Source organism: Thermogemmatispora aurantia, from assembly GCF_008974285.1.
Taxonomy (GTDB): domain Bacteria; phylum Chloroflexota; class Ktedonobacteria; order Ktedonobacterales; family Ktedonobacteraceae; genus Thermogemmatispora; species Thermogemmatispora aurantia.
On record NZ_BKZV01000001.1, the window covers coordinates 795221 to 815113 of the forward strand.

Consider the following 19893-nt stretch of genomic DNA (forward strand, 5'->3'; position numbering starts at 1 on the left):
GATGGCTCCTTTGATACGCTATAAGGATCTGAGCGAGCGGTACTCATGAGGAGGAGGCTCTGGCGCAAGTGCAGCGCAGAGACAGCAAGCAGGAGGAAGGAACAGCGGCGGGTTCGTTACTGCCGGCTCTTGCTACTCTCCAGCAGTAACGAGGCATAGCACAACGTCGTTTAGCAGACGTCCCCGGAAGTTCGCTACAATAGTATGGCGCACGCTGTCAAGCTTCTCCAGCATCTCGCGAGCAATAGCCTGCGGTGGAGCGTAAATGACAAGGGCCATGCGATCCTTCTTGAAACGCAGAACTTCATCAATATCGTCCTTCCAATCCTCCCAGCAAACAAGCAACACACTGGCCCGTTCAGCGCTTCCCAGATCCTTAGGAGCAGTGATATCTTTCAGGTTTTGTGGGCGGAAGAGGCGCGAATCAAGCAAGAGGCTACGAATGCTCTTGGCATTGTCTCCTTTCGCCAGGAGAGCGATCTCTTTGAGCGCTAAACCAGATCCCAGACGGTAGAGGGCAGGTAATACACCCCGTGCCCACTGGTAGATACCGAGAGCCAGGGCGATCACCGCGGGAATGACCAGAATCCGTCCGATCCAGTCATAAACAGTTAAGGCCACATCCATGATCGGCTCTCTCCCCTCATCTGCTTCTGATCCAGCTCGATACAAGGTACGTTTCATACGAATCTCCCTGTACCTCTTAGAAGAGAACGAATTGATAGGCCGGAAACACACTTTTACTCTTAACGAGAGCATACCATAAGGCAGGGCCTGGAACAACCTCTTTGCCGTTCTCTCCAGCCGCTATCACAGAGTAAGGAGGCTGATCAGCGCAGGCGGCGCAGGGGGACGCGCAAATGGGTTCCCCCGGGCAGCAGGCCCACAGGCACAGCCTCGATCAGTTCGTATTTGGTTGCTGCAGCCACGGCGCCGGCGCTGGCTACGGTGCAATCGGCCAGGTAAACGACGCCGCTGAAGTCGGTACCAAGGGGCGCGATGAGCAAGTGGTCGGCTTCGGGTCGCGGAGGCTGACCGCTGCTATCATAGACCTGGGGATCAAGGCAGTGCAGGGGACGTATAATGCCTTGTATGAGCCGGTAGCTGTAGCAACCAGCGTTGAGGACAACGGCGACCAGGCTGCGCTGGCGCCCTGCATAGCTGCGGTTGATGAGCCGGAGCAGATGTTGCGCCTTTCGATCGTCAAGTGGCATGGATCTCTCGACCTCCTTTCTTCCAAGGCTGCATTAGCCTTGTCTGCCAGGGCGAAGCCAGGCAACCTGCAGGTAAAGTCGACCCTCAAAGGGGAAGCTGGTACTCCCAGTCATGGTCGTCGCTCTCGACTCCGATCCACCAGGGCCGAGAAGTAGGTTCAGGCATGCCGAGGCCGAGAGCTTGGTGAGAGCGAGCAAGTGGATAGCCGTAATGGCGAGCGTCACAGGTCAGGTTTCGACGGCTAGCAGACCAGGGTAGGCTGTGAGCTGACGAGCTGACAACGGCAGGCGGCACCTGCTTCAGGCGGCGATGGCCAGGCCGAGGCAGACGCAGCGGGCTAGCACGAGACATGGCCGCGGCTCCTTTCTGAAGTGCGTCAATGCTCTCTAAGCAGAGCAGCAAGCAGACAGTGTGAGAGCCTTTTTGCTCAGCAAGACAAGAGCTAAGGCTCACAGGGGTTGTGACTTCTTTCCCGAATCGCTGACGGTCCCGGGCTTCTCTGCAAGCTGATCGTGCTGATGGCTAATGCGCCCTTTTTCCTCGTGAACATCGATCTCCTCGCCGGCAAACTGGAAGATGAGCCGCATGGCTGTTTCGTCGCTGATCCAGCCCTGGCTTTTCGCAGCGCTGAGAGCCGAGACCAGCATCTGCACGGCGCTGGCCAGGGTAGCATGATCGGCCACTTCGATTTCGGGGAAGATGATGTCATAGTGCCTGTCGACCGCCGGGGGCAGTGTGCCAGCCCGCGACGCCTCGTGCAGGACGCGGTCGAGAATGGTGCGCAACATGGCACGCATGACAAATTGCCGGCGTTGAAATTTCAGGAGGGTGGGCAGGCCCATCTCAGCAGCAGTAGCCCGATTGCTGTAGGTGCCGTCAGCCAGGTAATGCTCCGGCAGCTGAGCGCCAACGGCGATCATCAGCTTGATGGCCCGTCCATCCTCGGCAGCCTCGTTGGCATTGATCTCCGGCTTGATGGCCGACCAGGTCTCAGCCTCGTTGTGAATGATCACGCTGCCCGGCTCCGGCGGATAGCTATATTCCATCTTTTTGCGCTCGATGGTCTTGCGATCGGCTCCCTGCAAACGCACATCCCACAAAAACGCTCCCTTGTACTTGTTGATGCGCACGCGATCGGTTAGCCAGTCCTTGTAACGGCGCAGCCAGGGCAGGAGGGTAGCCAGATCGCTCTTGCCGCGCTTAGCGCTGGAGACCTTATTGATGGCGAACTGGACAACCTCTTCGCCCGCCTTGAACCACTGTCCCTCAAGAGAAGCGGCAGACGTCGCTGGCTTAGCGCCGGGTGAGAGTGCAGCGCTCTGGCCGGAGCCGTTCGGCAAACTGGCTGAGGGGCCGACGGGCCTGCGATGGAAGCGCAAGGGCTTTTCGATGTCATCGGGATCGGTCTCAATCTCATCGATGAGCGAGGGATCAATCTGGCGAATGGTGACCCGTCCATTGTAAGGGTTGACAAAGAAACGGATGAACTGCTCTCCATAAAGGGCCAGCTCGGTACAAAGGGAATAAACACGTGTCTCCATCTGGTTCTCGGGGTCATGCCAGAAGTCGAGCAGGACGCGCTGGACGAGCGGGTCGCGCGCGGCTATGGTGACGCCTTTTCCCATGACAAAGCTGGTAGTGATTTCGATGATGGCAAAAGCCAGAGGATTGGCATTGTAGGCCTCATAGCATTGGTTGTGGAGTTCGAGATAAGTGGAGGGAATAGGGTCCTTCTGATACCAGTTGTCCGAGAGACGGCGCCAGAAGTAGTCTTCTTCCGCCCCACTGGCAAGCCGCCCCCAGTACCAGTCTTCTTGCATGGGACTGGAGGCAAAGGCGGTAGGATTGAGTTGCTCACTGACACGGTTGAGAACCGGGGATTGACCGGTGGAGGAAACAGCCAGGGCACAGGAGCGCTGAGTTGAGGAAGCGTGTCGATTGGGGAGCCAGCCGGGGAAAGAGAAGCGAGGTGACATGCGGGATCTCCTCTTGAGACGATGATGGGAGACAATAAACACCTGCCCGTGCTACAGAGCAGGGCGTTTTGTCTGATGCGGAGACCAGAAGTGAGATGCGGCACGGCCAGGGGACACGAAGGCAGCGGTCTCCCGAGCCGTGCGCAGTAGGCGAGGATGTGGCAGGTGGCAAACTGCCAGCTAAGCCAAGTATAGAGTATGACAAGCAACCTGTCAAGAAGAGAGGGCGGGGCTGCAAAACAGCCAGTCAGGAATAGGCTTGACTTCTCCCTAAGCCTCAGTTATACTTGTCACTTGGTAAGCTTTTCCGGCTTGCCGCCGCACGATGCAACCACGAAACGGCCTCCGGCGTGCCCCTTCACGTTCCGGCAAGGCAATGGTGAGTGTGCCCTCTCGCGCCCACCCATGATCTGTCCTTTCTCGAGTGTGCCAGCAAAGCAGCACTCACCCCACCTTCGCGGCTGCATCGCTGATTTCTTCTCTGTCACCACTCGCCGGCGGCTCTCTGCTCCCAGGCAGGGCAGCCCGCCCCATTCCACTCACTTCCTACGCTAGTGGACTTGTCTATCCCGCCACGGCCAGGAAGGAAGGAGACCCTCCATGACCGATAATCAGTTCCCCGCTTTTCGTTTTCCTCCGCTGGCGCCAGATACTCCCGGCTTGCCCGCGCTGACGCTCCCCGATCCCGAGAAAGCCACCCCCTCTGTGCTCTTCTTCGCGCAGCCGGCTTCCGCTCCCCTCGACCTGCCCTCTACCGATCAGCCCGATCCACCTTTGCCCACGCTGCTCGAACCGTTGCTTCCCCCCAATCTCCTGCGCCTTCCCTCCAGCGAGCACTCTCTGGGACAGGCAGAGATAGCCCCAACCCTGGGTGAAGCACCAGCTACCCTCGGCCCCGAAATAGCCGCCCAGGTTCAGCGTAGCGCCGATGCCCGGTTGCTTCCTCCCGCCCTGCACTACGATGAGACGCGCACCACCCAGGACGGCATGACTCACCGCTTGCGCCATCTGGCATCACTGCTGCTAGCGCTCAGCCAGGGGTTGCCTCCCTGGGCCGGCCAGGAGGTTCCTCATGACCGCTGAGCATCCCGTGCTTCCCCACATGACCAGCCCGAGCCAGGCTGACCTAGAGCCGAGCGCCTACCCCAGCCCTGCTCAGCCCGCGGAGCGCATCCACATCGAGGGATTCATTCGCGAAGGACAGACCTTTCCGCAAGATGAGCACCGCGATGTCTTGGTCACCGTCATACGCGGCGGAGCCAGTCTTAACGGTTACTACTATAATGAGGCCGTCCTCCAACGCCTCGCCGCTCTGCTCGACAACGCTCACGCCTACGTCGATCATGCCCGTAGCGACGGCGAGAGCGTTGCCCGCTCCGTGCGCGACATTGCCGGCTTTTACCGTGCTCCGCACTATGTACCACCCACTGCCGGCGAGCCCGGGCGCGTCGACGCCACTCTGCACATTCTCGAATCCGCCGATTGGCTCTGGCGTCTGATCCGTGAAGCCTGTGCCCTGGGTCAGCCGGGTCTGATCGGCCTCTCCATCGACATCTACGGCAGCTGGCAGCTGCGCGAGAGCCAGGATGGCGCCCGTCCACTGCGCGAAGTGGTCAGCATCAGCGCCCTCAACTCGTGCGATATTGTCACCCGTCCCAGCGCTGGTGGCAGCATCCGCCGCATCCTCCACGACTATTGTCCTTCTCACGAGGCCATCCCCCAGAGAGGTCACCACATGAGCGACACCGCCTCCCCAATCAACTCCCCAGCTACCGCACAGACCAGCACCCCCCAAAACCAGCCTGAGCTGCCCGGCTCCATCCGCGAGCAGGAGCAGACCACCCGCCCTACTCCCTCGTTGGACGCCCTGCTGCAAGAGTTACGTCTTGAGCGTGCCCGCCTCGCCCTGGAGCGACGCCTGCAGGAGGTGCACCTGCCCGAAGCTGTCAAGCAGCACCTTCGCCGCCGCTACGAGGGACGCATCTTCGAGGTCACCGAATTAGACGAGGCCATCGCCGAACAACGCCGCGTGCTAGCTGAGCTGGCCGCTATCGGCCTCGTGCGTGATCACGGGTACGCCCGCCCCGAGATCGGCGAGCAAATCACCGAGGCCGAAAAAATCCAGGCTGCCTTCGATCGCATGTTCGAGCTGGAGATCGACACCAGTCGCCTCGGCAACATCCGCGGCTTCACCAGCATCCGCGAAGCTTACGCCCGCGTCACCGGCGACCCGAGCGTCAGTGGATTCTCTGAACGCAGCCTGCTTGGTCAGATCCGTATCGGAGAGCACGCCCCCCTGACGCGCATCAGCGAGGGTGACACAACCACCGCCTCCTTCAGCTACCTGCTGGGCACCTCCATGAACAAGCGCCTCCTCAAAGACTACCAGGCCTGGCCAGCAGAGTGGCAAAAATTCTGCACCATTGTACCCATCAGAGACTTCAAGCAACAGACACGCGTGCGCCTGGGCGCCTTTGGCAGCCTCTCGACCGTGGCCGAAGACAGTGCCTACACTACTCTCAGCCTGACTGATACTGCTGCCACCTACGTCCCCATGAAGCGCGGTAACCTGGTCACCATCTCGCGCGAAACCATCATCAACGATGACTTGATGGCCATCCGCCAAATCCCTACCAAGCTGGCCGTTGCCGCGGCCTATACCCTGGCCGAATTCGTCTACGGTTTCCTCTCGGGCAATCCCACCATTTACGACGGCTCCCCGCTCTTTACAACGGGCAACCCGCACAACAACCTCGGCAACGCCGCCCTCTCGACTGCTGCTATGCAAACCGGGGTTACCGCTATGCGCGAACAGAGCAATTTCGCCGGCAAGCGTATCGGACTGCGCCCGCGCTACCTGGTTGTCCCTCCCGAGCTGGAATGGAGCGCCATGATCGCTACACGCTCGGCAGGCATCCCTGGCTCGCCGAACAACGACATTAACCCCATGATGGGCTATGTCACCCCTATCGTCTCGCCTCAGCTCACCAGCCCAACTCAGTGGTTCCTGGTGGCCGATCCGCGTGAGGTCGACACCATTGAAATTGGCTTCGTCGGCGGCCAGGTTAATCCCGTGCTCTTCATCCAGGACCAGCCCCTCTACGGCCTGAACTTTACCCAGGACGTCATCTCGTACAAGATCCGCCATGAATACGGCGGCGCCGTCGTCGACTATCGCGGTCTCTATCGTGGCATCTAGGCAGATAGGAGGCAGGACCCGATGTCAGGCTACCTCAACAGCGACGGCTCGTTGCTGATCGGGGGCGTGAATCCCGCCGGTCTAGGCCAGGCCCTGCAGCTCGACGCCCAGGGGAATCTGAAAACGACTGCTACCCTCAACGCCGCCTCCGAGCAGAACGTCAATCTGAACCAGTTGAACGGCGTCGCTCCCCAGGCCGATGGTACTGGCGCCAACCGTCTTGGCGTGAGCCTCTACGGCAAAAATAGCGCTCCAGGCGATACCCCTATCCTGCTCGATAGCGCCGGACGCCAGATCGTTAACATCTATAGTTTGCCAGCCCTACCCTCTGGCAGCAATCTGATCGGTCAGGTTAGACTGGCCGATGGCAACGGCGGCAATCTACTGGCTATCGATGGCAACGGACGCCTGCAACTGGTGCCCAACCAGACCATCAACGTCGCCCAGATCGGCGGCATCACCCCGGGCCTGGACAGCAGCAATGAACTCCGCGTCTCCAATTACGGCAAGAGTAGCAGCGCTGGTGATACTCCTATCCTGCTCGATAGCGCCGGACGTACCCAGGTCAATATCGCTCAGTGGAACGGCGCCGCACCCAGCGTCAGCAACCCTGTCTTCGTACGCCAGCAGTTCAATGAGTGGTTGAGTAACGGCCAGGGCTATAGCGTCACTACCGGCAAGCAAACCAGCACGGCCACAGCCACCACCGGGCTTAGCCTTTTCAATCCGGGCAGCTCCGGTAAAACACTACTGGTCTTCTCCGCCCGCGTGGCCGAGGCCGCATCGAGCTGGCACCAGCTCAACTTGACCAGCAGCGACCCAGCTCTGGGCACCACTCTCACACCGCTCAACCTCAAGGCCGGTGGCCCCGCCAGCGTGGCCAGCACCAGCATGAGCAATAATAATCTTACGCCAGTGGGCAGCCAGCTCGATACCCTGCTACTGGTCTCTAACACTACCATTGATTTCCTTAGCAACGGCACCCTGATCATCCTACCACCAGGCAACGGCCTGGCTCTCTACGTGGCAACAAGTAGCAACAGCTGGGCGGCCATGCTGAAGTGGCTCGAAATCTAACCGGCACCCACTGTCAGCCTCAGCAGTTGATAGGGACAAATCTCCCAGCGGATAAAGGAGCAAACGTACACTATGATGGATATCCTCGAATTCATCTACGGACGCTACAACGGCGGCAGCACCGTGCCGGCGGGCAGCTACTTCAACCCGCGCACCATGTGCATCTTCCAAACGACCAGCGATGCAGTACTCCCCCAGGACGGCATTTTCTGCCGCGTCGACCCATCGGGCAGCCAGACCTTTGCCACCATCGCTACGGCACTCAACACCCTGCTCGGTACAAGCTACACGGCGGCCAGCTTCCACGCCTGCGGCACTTCCGACGCAGCTCCACAGCCCGGCCAGGGAGCCAATGATGCCTAGCCCTTCACTCAGCTGAAAGGAGCATCACCTACAGGCATCTGGCCACAGAAAGAGAGCAGAAGAAACGCTATGGGAGTAACCATCAGGCGCGGCATCATTCAGGCCTTCAATCCAGGCACGTATCAGGCCTCGGTGTTGCTCTTTGAAGCCACTTCCCACATGCTTCAAGGCGTGCCGGTGGCCAATAGCCTCGACGGGAGCAGCGGCCTGGTCGGAGCCTTGTGCGCTGTGCTCTTCTTCGACGAACACAATCCCCAGGATGCCGTGGTTATTGCCACCTATGCCAACGGCCTCAGCGGTCTCCCTACACCACCCCCAGGTCGCCTGACCCTGGTCAACGGCGTGCAACAGATCAATAACGTCGCCATCAGCAATGGAGCTACCTCTACCTTCACACTGGTCGGTGGCAGCAGCGGCATCCCCCCTGGTGCCCTGGCCACCCTGGCCAGGATCTCCTTTAGCGCCAGCAGCCAGCCAGCTCACCTGGACATTGCCCCCCACGGTGGCAATCTTGCTCAGACGGTCACCTGCGGCGACCTGCTCTCCACAACAGCGCGCTGGCAGGGCCAGGCTATCCTGCCGCTTGACAGCAATGGGCAGATCGACATCCGGGCCGTAGGAGCGACCTGCACAGTCACACTCACCACCTGTGGCTATATCAGCTAGGGGTCCAGGTCTTGCCCCCACCGCGTCGCGGGGAGCGACTTCAGTCAGCTTCCGCTCTGCTGAACGAGGTCCTCCTCGCCTGCGGCGCGGGCAGGCCCTACTAAGCGCCAAGCGGCAAGGAGGATTGACAGAGAAAATGAATCTCCTGGACATCGAAAATGCCTTGCGTCTCGATCTCTTCGACGCCGCCGGGCCAAATCAGCGCTGGTCGAACGCGGACCTGGAGCGGGCGATCGACAAAGCTGTCCTCCGCTACAGTCAGTACTATCCCAATATCGGCTACTGCGATATGAACACACGCCCCTACCAGCGGACTTATCCTTATCCGCAACCGTGGAACCCAGCCTATCCAGTCTGGTGGATCGAACGCATCATCTACCCACTGCAGGCTTACGGCAGCTACTTCCAGCCACCACCAGACAGCATGAGTGCCAGCCCTGGCAGCGGCGGTGGACTAAGCTCCGGCCTCTACCAATACGCTGTCACCTTCCTGAGCGAAGGTGGCGAGACCACCCCCTCCCCCATCATCAGTGTCTCGGTGACGAACAACGGTAGCGTCAACCTGAGTAACATTCCTCTCGGGCCGACACAGCCCACCTTTGCTAGCAGCTCCCCCCATAACGTCATCGGGCGTAACCTTTACCGCACTCAGGCCGGCGGCAGCACCCTACTGCTGCTCACCACTCTGACAGAAAATAGCAGCACCAGCTACCTTGACACGACAGCCGATAGTCTCCTAGCAGGCAGGCCACCAGCGCCCACCGTGAACACCAGCGGCGTTATGCTCTGGCCACCCCTGGAGCGCGACTTCGCCGAATATTCCAATCTCTTCGAGAGCAGCACAGCTCTGGCGGCGGGCGGGAATCTCGGTCCCCAGGGCAGCGCTGGCAGCGGCCAGGGTCAGCCTGCCGCGCAGACCCCCAGCTTTACCCTCAAACTCTCCAGCTCAGAGCTGCCTCGTGACAACACGCTTGTCATGCGTGTCTTCTATGCCACCAGGCACCAGCTCGATAGCAGCGGCTCGACCATACCCGAGATACACCGCGACCTCATTGTCCTGGGGGCCAGCCTCTACGCTATGGAGGCGTACCAGGTGCCCACGAACGACAACTTCAGCTTCCAGGACGGCGAGCTGCATGACCACCTCGACGACAGCGCTATTCCCCGCGCCTGGCAAGAGGCCATTGCCACCCGCCGCACCCAGTTCGAGGCCCGCCTCCAGGAGATTCGCAGCCAACGCGACTTCGCCAGCGCAGCCCGTGTTCAGTGGGGCGATATCCCGGCCCGGTGGGCTCGTCTCTAGGACTGGTCCAGCCGCTTGATCGCCCAATCAACAAGAAGAAGGAGCATCCCCCATGCAGGACCTGCTTAGCCTGACCAACCTGCTCATCACCCTGGCGCTGATTGCCGGCGCCTTTGCCGCCTACCATCACGGCTTTGCCCGCACCGCCGACGAGGTCAAGGCGCGCGTCATCAGCGCCATGCAGCACGAGATTGATACGCTCAAGGATCGCCTGACAACTCTAGAGAAGGAGAACCTGCGCCTGAGTCAGATTATCGGCACCATCCGTCTGGCTCTGCAGCAGCGCGGTCTCCACGTCACCATTGACGGCGAGCTGGTCAGTATTCACGACCAGAGCGGCTACTGCACCCAGGCCAGCCGCATCATCGAGAAAGAACCGCCAGCTCAGACAGCCAGTTCGGGGAACAACCCTATCATGCCCACACACTCCCGCAATGAGGAGGTCTAGCCTGTATGCCTACCATCGGCGTGGACTGCGAGATTATCCTGGATGGAGTCGGCTACTTCGTCAAGCCAGGCAGCTACCGCATGACGCAGCCGCGCATTCGACGGGCCAGCGTGCGCGCCGACGGAGGCGAGGGCTACGTTGATCTTGGCCCAGGCCGACGGACCTGGAGCATGACGATCCTCTGCCTCAACGACCTCGTCGGTTACGATGGCCAGCCCACCGGTCTGAGCGGCCAATCCTACCGCGACGCCCTGCGCACCAGCTACCTCTCCTCGACCGGGCGCACCCTCCTCTTTAGCGAGCCAACAGGAGGAGCTCCTATCGCTGTGCACTTCGACTATTATGCAGAAAGCGCCTGCGATCTGCATACGCAGCAGGTGCCCCTTTCTAGCGGCGCTCCAGGGGGCCTCAGCTATGAGGTAACCATTGAACTGGTCGAGGCATAGCCTTTCTGGCAAGGCCCATGCGCGCTTTCTTGACACATAGGGAAATGCATCCTTACACTGAATAAGGATGGATTTATACGCAATCACCGCACATCAGAGCGGCCAGGCTCCCGCCAGCGGGAGCTATTTTAACGGCAGAATGGCAGACGCAAGAGAGATAGTCGCAACTTTCGGCGCTACCAACCAGGCCTCCAGACGCAGATGGCGGCCATCGCTCCAGAGACAGTCTGGAGCTTGGCTTTTCTGCAGCCCAGCAAGAGGCACGGCTCTCTTGCTGATCGGGCTACTAGCAGCCTGGTTGCTCGCTATGGGCAGCACTGGCCCAGCGCGAGCCGCAAGCAGGGACAGCGGAACACTTAGCAGCAGCCCCAGTTCGGGACCGGCAGGCGCGGTGATTACTGTCAGCGGTTCGGGTTGGACCCAGCTGAGTGACGGCAGCCAGGTCTCGCTCGGTTACAGCCAGCAGGACTGCCTGCTAGGCTACACACCAGCGAGCAATAGCCAGCCAGGCACAGTAGAGAGCGGTAGTTTCAGCGGTTGGCTGATCCTGCCAGCTAGCCTGGCCCCGGGTACCTACAAAATCTGCGCCCTCATTGGAGCCACACCAACCGTGGCCGGTAGCTATACCTTGCTGTCCAGCGCCTCCCCCACTTTGAGCATCAGCCCAACGCAGGTTACAGCTGGCCAAACCGCTACCGTCACAGGTAGCAACTTCCTGCCCGGAGGGACACAGGTGACGCTGGTCTTACAGGCCGGTAGCACCACCATAAGCCTGGGGAGCGTCACGAGCGATGGACAGGGGAACTTCACGCGCAGTATCAGCATTCCCAACGGGCTTTCTGGTTCAGCTCAAATCAAGGCCAGCGTCGGTAGCGGCTCTCCAGCTACCCTGAGCGCCAGTGCTGCTTTGACTATTAACCCCGCGCCTATACCAGTGTCGACCTCGATGCCGCAGGCTACTCCGGCGACAACGCCCACTCCGACGCCAACGCATACCCCAACGCCAACGCCTGCCCGGACAACGGCCGCTGCTGATAGCAACACCAATCGGATGCCGGCCATCGCCACCGCCAGTACCAACCCGGCAAGCCAGCCGCAGACAACAGCTCCGGCCAGTCCGTCATCTTCTTTCAGTCACCTGCTCCCGGGACTAGTGGGGACTACGGTTGGTGGCCTGCTCCTCTTCGGGTTGCTCGGCGGCTTTGTACAGTACCGCCAGCGGCACCAGAAGCTGGCCAGTAGCCACTTCAGCACCCTCAACGAGAGCGAAACGCTTCCGCTGTCAAGCGTGAGGCTGGCCACAAACGGCTTACAGCCCGAACAGCCCCGGCAACATGGAGAGGGTGAGCACTCGCTTACTGCAGAGCCACAACAAGAAGAGCAGGCGGGTACCGCTCCCACAGAGGTTTCGCTGGAGGCTCTGATGCGCCAGGTACAAAGCGGCTTATCAGTCTTGCCAGGCCGCAGCCAGAACACGAATCCAGAGTAGCCAGGCGGATAGGCCGCGGCTGATGAACAAGCTGGAGAAAGGAGGACTGTGGGGACTATGGGCGACAGGGGAGACATAGGAGCCAGGGAACCAGCGAAGGGACTAGCTCCTTCTCCCGCCCTTGTTCAGTCCTCCTTCAGCGATAGTGACGCGCCAGCTCTGAGGCATAACGCCGTCCTACCTCTGCCACATGGGCCTGTAACCAGTCAGCAAGACGCGTCTGGCCTGTAGGGGCCTCGTGCGAGACCAGCAGGTTAGCCATCAGGCCATCGATCTCATCGCGCGTGATCAGAACATCGCCGACGAACAGAGAAAGCAGCTGGCCCAGAGCTAAAACCAGAGCCGGCGGCGCCGGCACCAGCCATACGCGCCGCCCCAGAATGCGCGCTATCAGAGCGACCATCTCTCTATAGGAGAAGATATCTGGCCCGGCAGCGTCCACAACGACATCCTCTCGCTGGTGCCCCACCCGCACTGCTAAGTCGGCCATATCCTCCACATAAACCGGCTGCAGCTGATAGTCTCCCTTGCCAAAGAGGGCAAAAAGTGGGAAACGCCTTAGCAGCCAGGCGATATTATTGATCAGAATATCCTCCCGGCCAAAGATTACTGTCGGGCGCACAATCGCGTAGGAGAGGCCACTCTGTCTCAAGTCCTGTTCCAACAGGGCCTTGCCACGGAAGTAAGGGAATGGCGAGGAGAGACTTGGATTGCTGATGCTCACGTGGACAATGCGCTCAACGCCGGCCTCTCGCGCCGCAGTGAAGAGACGACGTGTATTTTCGACGGCACGCTCATAGCTTTGCAGGCCATAAGGGAAACGTATCCAGTAGGTGTTGTAGAGAACACGCGCCCCCCTAAGAGCCTCTCGCAACAGGCGCAGATCATCAAAAGCTAGAGGAAAGGCCCGCACCTGATTGCTCAAAGGATGGGCACGCTGGGGATGACCGGTGAGAGTGCGCACTTCCTTGCCACGGGCCAGCAGGCGCCGCGCAATATACTGACCACTATAGCTAAAGGCGCCGGTCACCACATTGATCTCATTGCCAAGAGTCATAGCACGCTCCTTCAACTCGCTCCTGGCTACCATCCCTGCGGGCAAGAACATCCTGTGCTCATCTGCAAGGGTCGCTCCTGGCGATACATCCCGCATTGTGGGTCAGGTCGCACTCCAGCAGAAGAGGTACATGATCAGGATCAGGGATGATTTCTAGCTTCACCACTTCTACATCATGTTCCTGGGATATTTCGCGATGCGATGCGCGAACTACTCTACTGACAGCGTTTCATGGGCTGATGGTAATATCTAGGGCACCACACTACACTACATAATACTGAGAGGAGAAGTAGATGTCTCGGTTGGACATGCAGGCTGTCACCATCATGGGAAAAGTATATAATATCGAGTTATATATTGCAATTAGTGATGTTAATTCTATCCCAAGCCTCAATAAGGAGCGCCTGCTATTCCTGGGGCTGAAGTCCACATTCCTACGGCCTGGACTCTTCAATACATGAATGCAAATGCTTTTATATTTAGCAGAGATAATGTAAAGTGCTAATCGCCAGATGAGTAGGACGATCAACGTACTGACAGAGAGAAGCCCTGGAGAACGTTCTCCACCTGATTGGCGCAGGCTCTCTCAAGGTCAAAGGGTCCCAAACATTCACATTTCGACTAGTACATTTGGATATCCTCTTCAGATTGCTTGACCGACTGAGACGCATATTTTATACTCCCCTCTAGGGCGATGGCAGACGAAAAGAAAAAGCACGCAGCCCAAAGCGTAGGAAGTCATCGCCCGGTGCCTGCCGGTCGCGTTCCATATCGAGCACGCGGCGCATCGTGCACACCAACCGCTGACCGGCAATGACCGCCGGTGCAGAGAGGTAGGGATCGATGTTTAGACAGACCGACCCCGACCTGGGGAAATTTTTATTACGAACGCTCACACTCACTATCTGTGCTTGCTTGCTAGCGGTTTCCGTGATCGGTGTGCTGGCCAATCTGGTGCCGATGTATGCGGCGTCAGGCCCGCAGATCCCGCTCCTGCAGCCGCTTGACAGCCCGACGGTTATTGCTTCGCCCACGGAGGTGCCCACGACTCCGCCTACGCCTACGCCTACGCCCACGGCGCAGCCCACGACTCCGCCCCCTTCTCCCACATCCGCCCCAACGGCTCAACCGACGAAAACCAGCACGCCAGCCCCGGCCCCAACGCGCAGCGCGTCGCCAACCGCTGTGCCCGCTGCCACTGCTACTGCCACGGCTGCAGCTACCGTGAACCCCACGGCGACCGCCAAAGCAACCGCCACAAGCCAGGCGACCACGCCCCCCACGGCGGCACCAGCCATGACAAGCGGCAATATCAATAATGGTCAACAAAGTAATGACAACACAGCTGCGGCGACTCGCATCGCCCAGCACAACAATCTGGGCTTTCTCCCCGTGGTCACAGGCGTCGTCTTGATGCTCCTGGCCCTGATTCTGGTAGGCGTGCTGCTCCTGCGCCACTACATTGCGCCAGAGCCGTTACCACGCCCGCGCCTGTCCTCTGGAGCGCGCCCCTGGCGTCGCACCCGCAGCCCGGAGAGTCTGGCAGGCGACCGTGATTTGGCTGGTAATCCTCTGCCCTTGCCCCTGGAGGGCAGTCCAACCAGTGTTACCTTCAGCAGCAGCTGGCAGCCTGCTGCCGCTTCCGCTCAACAGTCACCGCTTCGCCTGGGCAATGCAATGCCATCCAGCGAGTCCTTTGCTGCCGCTCCAACACAAATGCAGCCAGCTACTCCCATGCCAGCATCGGCTTCTTCATCCGCCACGACTCCCCCCCCAGGCTCGACCAGGCTGTCGCCTCCGCCTGCGACAATCGCCCATGACCTACCGCTTGTGCCAACTGGGCTGACTGTGACCCCAGGTGGCCCCTCCTCAACCCAGCACAAGCAGAGCGTTCTGCCATCTGGCGCCCTGGAAGATACTGCGCGGCGCCCGGCTACTCCTCGTTCTACACCCGGCGGCCCCTCTTCCAGCCGTCTCAAGCGCAACTTTCTCTTCCCAACCACTAGCCTGATGCCCACGACAGGCGAGTTACCAGTGGCCTCGAACCTCGCCTTTCCGCCTCATGGAACCAGCCCCTTCAATGGGAATTTCCTCTTCCCAACCACCAGTCTGGTCCCCGCCGAGGGGATGTCGCTTTCGCCCGAGACCGGCAGCGGCCTCCACGATATGCCCCCCCAGCTCTCGCCGCAGCCCGGGCAGCCAGGTCCATCCATCCCCGGGCCTGCAACTGGTGAGCGTCAGACAGAGCCAGGGGCTTCAGCCCTTCCACCGTGGCTGGCCAGCCTGACTGCTGATGGCTCTTTCCCGACAGCGGAGAATAGGGACGAGAGCAACAGTAGCAACGGGAGCCAATTGTAATAGCGCATCTGAGTTCAGCAGCGTGCGCCCCCTTTAGCGCAGGTCGCCTGAGCCAGGAGATGATAAACCGCCAGACAAAGAAGATGAGCAGCCGAGCAGCGGCTAGCTCTCGCGTCGAGATCGAGAGTAGCCCTGCTCTCCTGCCCTTCTTCCGTTATCGCCACTGTTCACTCGGTACGCAGAGCAATGATCGGATCGAGCCGCGCCGCACGCACCGCCGGGTAGAAGCCAAAGGTGATCCCCACGAGGGCCGAAACTCCAAAAGCCAGGAGAATCGACAGCGGTTGGGGAACAAACGGCACTCCGAAGTTCGTAGTCATAAGCCAGCCGACCAGCAAACCGAGAATAATCCCGAGAATACCGCCCAGAGAGCTAAGTGTCAGGGCCTCGATGAGGAATTGATTGCGAATATCCCTTCGCCGCGCACCGACCGCCATTCGAACGCCAATCTCACGCGTTCTCTCCGTGACCGAGACCAGCATGATGTTCATAATGCCAATCCCTCCCACGGTCAAGGAGATGCCAGCAATCCCCACCAGAAGCAGGGTTAAGGTCTGAGTTGCCTGTTGGGCCGTCTGCAGTAATTGGTTGGCATTGCGAATTTGAAAGTCAGCGGGACTGCCCGCGCTGATGCGGTGGCGCTTCAAGAGGGTGGCATCGGCTGCGCGCTGCACAGCATCGACATGTTCAGCTTTATCGACCAGGACTTGAATCTGATCGACATAGCCGGTGTTCTTGAGGCGTATTACGGCGGCAGTGAAGGGCACAAACACAACGTCATCCTGAGTGAAGGCTCCAAAAGAGCCTTTCGGCTGTAAGACGCCCACGACACGAAACATCTGGGTGCCGATGCGGATTGTCTGGCCAACGGGATTGGTGCCGGACGGGCCAAAGAGACTGTTGGCTACCACCTGGCCGAGAACTGCCACTGGCAAGCCCGCCAGCTCGTCATGAGCGTTCAGCCAGCGCCCACTGGCGATCTCCCAGCCCTGAATCTGCTGATAGCCTGGATAGACCCCCTGGATGCGCGTATTCCAGTTCTGGCTGCCATAGATCACCTGGGCCCCGAGTGAGAGCACCGGCGAGACCTGGACTACGTGCGGTATGGAAGCTAAAGCGTCGGCATCGCCTTGGGTCAGGCTCTGCTGTGAGCCGAGCGAGCTGAAGGCTCCGCTGCTGGTGGCCGCTCCGGGGACGATCAGCAGGGTATTGGTGCCCAAGACACTCAGGCGAGCCTGGATTAGAACGCTGGCTCCTTGGGTCAGAGTCATGGCGGCGATGACAGCAGCTACGCCGATGACGACCCCGATGGTGGTTAGCAGCGACCGCAGACGGTTAGCCCAGAGGGATTCAAAGGCACTGGCGAAGTTGGCCACGAGCAGGCTGCCGCGATGCACTTCTCGGCGCCTTTGTAGCTGCTTGCCGCGCTCCACAGGCGAAGTCTGAAATTGAGGCGCCTGGGTGCTGCTCCGCCCACGGGCCTGCTGGGCCAGCAACTCCGTGCTCGCTGTCGTCTGGCTCTGGCGTTCACGTTCAACGGGACCACTCATCGCTCTTTCTCCGCAGGAAGCGCTCGATAGCCATCGCTGCTGGTCGGACTGGCCTGATAGAACTGGAGCAACTCCTCCTGGGCTGAGCGCGTCGCCGTGACCGGCTCATCGCAGACAATTTGTCCATCCCGGAAGAGAATGCGCCGGTGGGCATAGGCAGCGATGTCGGCCTCATGGGTCACGAGGACAATTGTCAGACCCCGGGCATTCAAGGCTTGCAGAATAGCCATGATCTCAATGCTGGTTCGACTATCAAGATTGCCAGTTGGTTCGTCAGCGAGCAGCAGGGCCGGATTATTGACCAGGGCACGCGCGATGGCGACGCGCTGCTGCTGACCTCCAGACAACTGTGAGGGCCGATGGTGCAGACGACTGCCGAGACCAACCAGCTCCAAGGCACGACGCGCACGTCGCTCTTGCTCAGCGCGCGATAGCCCGGCGTACATCAAAGGAAGAGCTACATTCTGGAGGGCAGTAGAACGGGCCAGCAGATGAAAGCCCTGAAAGACGAAGCCGATGCGCCGATTGCGGACATCGGCCAGCTCGTCCGGGGTCATCTGGCTGACCTTGCGCCCTACAAGCCAGTAGTCGCCACTCGTGGGCCGATCCAAACAGCCCAGTAGATTCATAAAGGTCGTCTTCCCTGAGCCGGAGGGTCCCATGATAGCGACAAACTCACCGGCTCCAACGGTCAGCGAGACTCCACGCAGAGCCGGGACGCTGGTTTCTCCCAGACGATAGACCTTGGTCAGGTTGCGCACAAGCACAATCGGCGGGCGTCGCTGAGTTACTGGAATAGATTGTTCGTTGCCCTGTACCAGTTGTACTTCTCGGTCGCTCATATTGCTCTTCTCTCTAGAGTTGGGGACCAGCTCCCTAGACAGAGAGCTGCTTTGTCATATTCACTTTTGAGGCAGGTAATAATCCCAATTAGGAAGAGGATGCTCTCCTTTATGCTCATGCCCCTCCGTCCTGCTCTGATACAGAGCTGGCAGTACAGTGTCCTGAGCGATCCACCTCTAGTGAAAGCTCCCCAGCCTCTATTAGACCACAATTGGCGTCTAGCTGCCTAGCTGGTTGAGAGAGGTAAATGGGCCACCCTGGGCTCCAGTGACGACGCTCTCACCGACTTCCAGGCCAGCCAGCACCTCGTAGGTATTGCCATCGGTCAGCCCGAGGACAACCGGTTTGACTAGCCAACGCTCTCCAACGCGCTCCAGCACATAGCCAGGCGTCGGCTGATCGCCCGGGGGAAGATTGCGCAGCTCCTGCAGGAGCTGGCGCGCCTGGGCAGAGGCCGCTTTGATCTGGGCCGGATCAATGACCGGCGTTCCATTCCGCTGGGTCAGGTTGGCGGCGCTGCGCGCGAAATTCACGGCATCAACCGGGATGAGCAAAACATCCTCGTGCTTGAGAGTCGTAATGGTCAGGTTGGCAGTCATCCCTGGAAGTAGATGGGCGTTGCGCGCGCTGCTGAGGTCTACATCGATAGTGACCGGGTAGGTCACGACATTGGAAACACTCTGGCCAAGCGGCGAGATGGCGCGAATGGTGCCGCTGAACTGACGATTGCCATAGGCGCTGACCGTAAATTGGACGGGCTGACCTGTGCTCACGGCTCCGATATCGGCCTCATTGACATTGGCCGTAATCTGGAGGCTGGAGAGATCGACAAGCTGAATAAAGGCCGTAGTGGCCGGGCTTCCCGCCGTGCCGCCTGATCCCGTATTCGTTCCACTGCTCTGCCCGGTACCACCTGCACCGCTGGTGATGCCACTGCTGGGGCTACCAGGATAGCCGCCAACGCTACCGTTGATGGTGGCGACAACACCAGCATGCGGAGCTGTAATTGTGGTGAGGTCTAGGTTATGTTGAGCCGTCGTGAGCTGGGCCTGGGCGGTCTTCAGCTGGCCCTGGGCATTGTCAACCTGAGCTTGGGCAGAGGCGATCTGGGCCGCTGCCTGGCTCTGGGCCTGGGCATATTGATCCTCGGCCAGCTGTTTGCAATTGGGAGGCACCGACTGATTCAGCGCTGGATGGTCACAGTTATAAAGGGCATTTTGCTCCTGGTCGTAGGCCGTGGCCAGGCTGGCGTTGGCCTGAGCTTCAACCTTGTTGAGGTTGTTCTGGGCATCGGTGAGGGCCGTCTGGGCAGCGTTTACCTGGGCTTGCGCTTGATTAACGGCATCCTGCAGCGAGGTCGAGTCAAGCTTTGCAAGCACCTGGCCAGCGCGCACCTGCTGGCCAACACTGACATAGAGAGCGCTGATCTTGCCATTCGCGGGGGCGGTGACATTATAGACGGTCCCCTGCAAAGTACCAGTAGCGCTGACTACCTGGGTAAAGGTTCCGCGCGTGACACGCTGATATTGATAGGTCACTCGCCCACGCCTGAGGGCCACCACTGTCAAGATACTTCCCCCAATCAGCGCGAGCAGTAAAATAAGACTGATGATCACCTGCCAGCGCCGCTGCCGCCACCAGGGACGCGCCGGCTCAGGAGCGCTCAATTCTTCAAAGATTTGCGTCTCCTGATCATAGAAATCAGGAATGATCTGCTCTCTACTCTCAGTATGTTCTTGATCAGCCATAAGGCTATCAGCTCCTCAACTGTAAAAAAGAATGTATATTAGGATTGGTTCGATCCGTGCACAAAACAACCCTCTTTTCTAAGATACAGGAGCAACTGCACCCCTCGTCCCTGGAAAGCAAGTCGGAGGCGATGGCGCCAAGAGTGATAGCCAGC

At 59.7% G+C, this 19893-nt stretch carries 18 protein-coding genes; 10 read left to right on the forward strand and 8 right to left on the reverse strand.

Annotation, left to right across the window (positions count from 1 at the left end):
- Nucleotides 1–132 precede the first annotated feature (132 nt).
- The 4 genes from KTAU_RS03045 to KTAU_RS03060 form a co-directional block, all read right to left on the reverse strand.
- Nucleotides 133–684 carry a hypothetical protein gene (locus KTAU_RS03045; protein WP_151726964.1) on the reverse strand — a complete coding sequence of 184 codons (552 nt, stop codon included), beginning with the start codon at nucleotides 682–684 and terminating at the stop codon, nucleotides 133–135.
- 146 nt (nucleotides 685–830) lie between these two features.
- A complete protein-coding gene (locus KTAU_RS03050; RefSeq protein ID WP_151726965.1) occupies nucleotides 831–1214 on the reverse strand; it encodes a hypothetical protein in 384 nt (127 codons plus the stop codon).
- Between the two features lie 85 nt (nucleotides 1215–1299).
- Nucleotides 1300–1566, reverse strand: a complete 267-nt coding sequence (locus tag KTAU_RS03055; RefSeq protein ID WP_151726966.1) for a hypothetical protein — start codon at nucleotides 1564–1566, stop codon at nucleotides 1300–1302.
- Between the two features lie 98 nt (nucleotides 1567–1664).
- Entirely contained in the window at nucleotides 1665–3191 is a 1527-nt protein-coding gene (locus KTAU_RS03060) for a hypothetical protein (RefSeq protein WP_151726967.1), read from the reverse strand.
- A gap of 600 nt (nucleotides 3192–3791) precedes the next feature.
- Between KTAU_RS03060 and KTAU_RS03065 the strand changes: the two genes are divergently transcribed.
- From KTAU_RS03065 to KTAU_RS03105, 9 genes are all read left to right on the forward strand, one after another.
- Nucleotides 3792–4274: a hypothetical protein gene (locus KTAU_RS03065; RefSeq protein WP_151726968.1), complete on the forward strand. Its 483-nt coding sequence runs from the start codon at nucleotides 3792–3794 to the stop codon at nucleotides 4272–4274.
- Nucleotides 4264–6390 carry a phage major capsid protein gene (locus tag KTAU_RS03070; protein ID WP_151726969.1) on the forward strand — a complete coding sequence of 709 codons (2127 nt, stop codon included), beginning with the start codon at nucleotides 4264–4266 and terminating at the stop codon, nucleotides 6388–6390. The genes KTAU_RS03065 and KTAU_RS03070 overlap by 11 nt, the downstream gene beginning before the upstream one ends.
- A 21-nt stretch (nucleotides 6391–6411) precedes the next feature.
- Nucleotides 6412–7467 (forward strand): hypothetical protein, encoded by a 1056-nt coding sequence (locus KTAU_RS03075; RefSeq protein ID WP_151726970.1) that lies wholly within the window; start codon nucleotides 6412–6414, stop codon nucleotides 7465–7467.
- 72 nt (nucleotides 7468–7539) lie between these two features.
- Nucleotides 7540–7830: a hypothetical protein gene (locus KTAU_RS03080; RefSeq protein ID WP_151726971.1), complete on the forward strand. Its 291-nt coding sequence runs from the start codon at nucleotides 7540–7542 to the stop codon at nucleotides 7828–7830.
- Nucleotides 7831–7899: 69 nt separating this feature from the next.
- Nucleotides 7900–8496, forward strand: a complete 597-nt coding sequence (locus KTAU_RS03085; RefSeq protein WP_151726972.1) for a hypothetical protein — start codon at nucleotides 7900–7902, stop codon at nucleotides 8494–8496.
- A gap of 136 nt (nucleotides 8497–8632) precedes the next feature.
- The gene (locus KTAU_RS03090; RefSeq protein ID WP_151726973.1) at nucleotides 8633–9799 is read left to right on the forward strand and encodes a hypothetical protein; all 1167 of its coding nucleotides are present in this window, start codon (nucleotides 8633–8635) and stop codon (nucleotides 9797–9799) included.
- A gap of 52 nt (nucleotides 9800–9851) precedes the next feature.
- Nucleotides 9852–10247: a hypothetical protein gene (locus tag KTAU_RS03095; protein ID WP_151726974.1), complete on the forward strand. Its 396-nt coding sequence runs from the start codon at nucleotides 9852–9854 to the stop codon at nucleotides 10245–10247.
- Nucleotides 10248–10252: 5 nt separating this feature from the next.
- The gene (locus KTAU_RS03100; RefSeq protein ID WP_151726975.1) at nucleotides 10253–10693 is read left to right on the forward strand and encodes a hypothetical protein; all 441 of its coding nucleotides are present in this window, start codon (nucleotides 10253–10255) and stop codon (nucleotides 10691–10693) included.
- A 391-nt stretch (nucleotides 10694–11084) separates the two neighbouring features.
- Nucleotides 11085–12182: a hypothetical protein gene (locus KTAU_RS03105; RefSeq protein ID WP_151726976.1), complete on the forward strand. Its 1098-nt coding sequence runs from the start codon at nucleotides 11085–11087 to the stop codon at nucleotides 12180–12182.
- Nucleotides 12183–12318: 136 nt separating this feature from the next.
- On the opposite strand, the gene KTAU_RS03110 is transcribed toward KTAU_RS03105, so the two are convergent.
- A complete protein-coding gene (locus tag KTAU_RS03110) occupies nucleotides 12319–13239 on the reverse strand; it encodes an SDR family oxidoreductase (protein WP_151726977.1) in 921 nt (306 codons plus the stop codon).
- 843 nt (nucleotides 13240–14082) lie between these two features.
- On the opposite strand from KTAU_RS03110, the gene KTAU_RS03120 reads away from it, so the two are divergent.
- Nucleotides 14083–15597: a hypothetical protein gene (locus KTAU_RS03120; RefSeq protein WP_170293016.1), complete on the forward strand. Its 1515-nt coding sequence runs from the start codon at nucleotides 14083–14085 to the stop codon at nucleotides 15595–15597.
- Nucleotides 15598–15764: 167 nt separating this feature from the next.
- On the opposite strand, the gene KTAU_RS03125 is transcribed toward KTAU_RS03120, so the two are convergent.
- The 3 genes from KTAU_RS03125 to KTAU_RS03135 form a co-directional block, all read right to left on the reverse strand.
- Nucleotides 15765–17147, reverse strand: a complete 1383-nt coding sequence (locus tag KTAU_RS03125) for an ABC transporter permease (protein WP_151726980.1) — start codon at nucleotides 17145–17147, stop codon at nucleotides 15765–15767.
- Nucleotides 17144–17989: an ABC transporter ATP-binding protein gene (locus tag KTAU_RS03130; RefSeq protein ID WP_228026294.1), complete on the reverse strand. Its 846-nt coding sequence runs from the start codon at nucleotides 17987–17989 to the stop codon at nucleotides 17144–17146. The genes KTAU_RS03125 and KTAU_RS03130 overlap by 4 nt, the downstream gene beginning before the upstream one ends.
- A 219-nt stretch (nucleotides 17990–18208) precedes the next feature.
- Entirely contained in the window at nucleotides 18209–19738 is a 1530-nt protein-coding gene (locus KTAU_RS03135; protein WP_151726981.1) for an efflux RND transporter periplasmic adaptor subunit, read from the reverse strand.
- Nucleotides 19739–19893 lie beyond the last annotated feature (155 nt).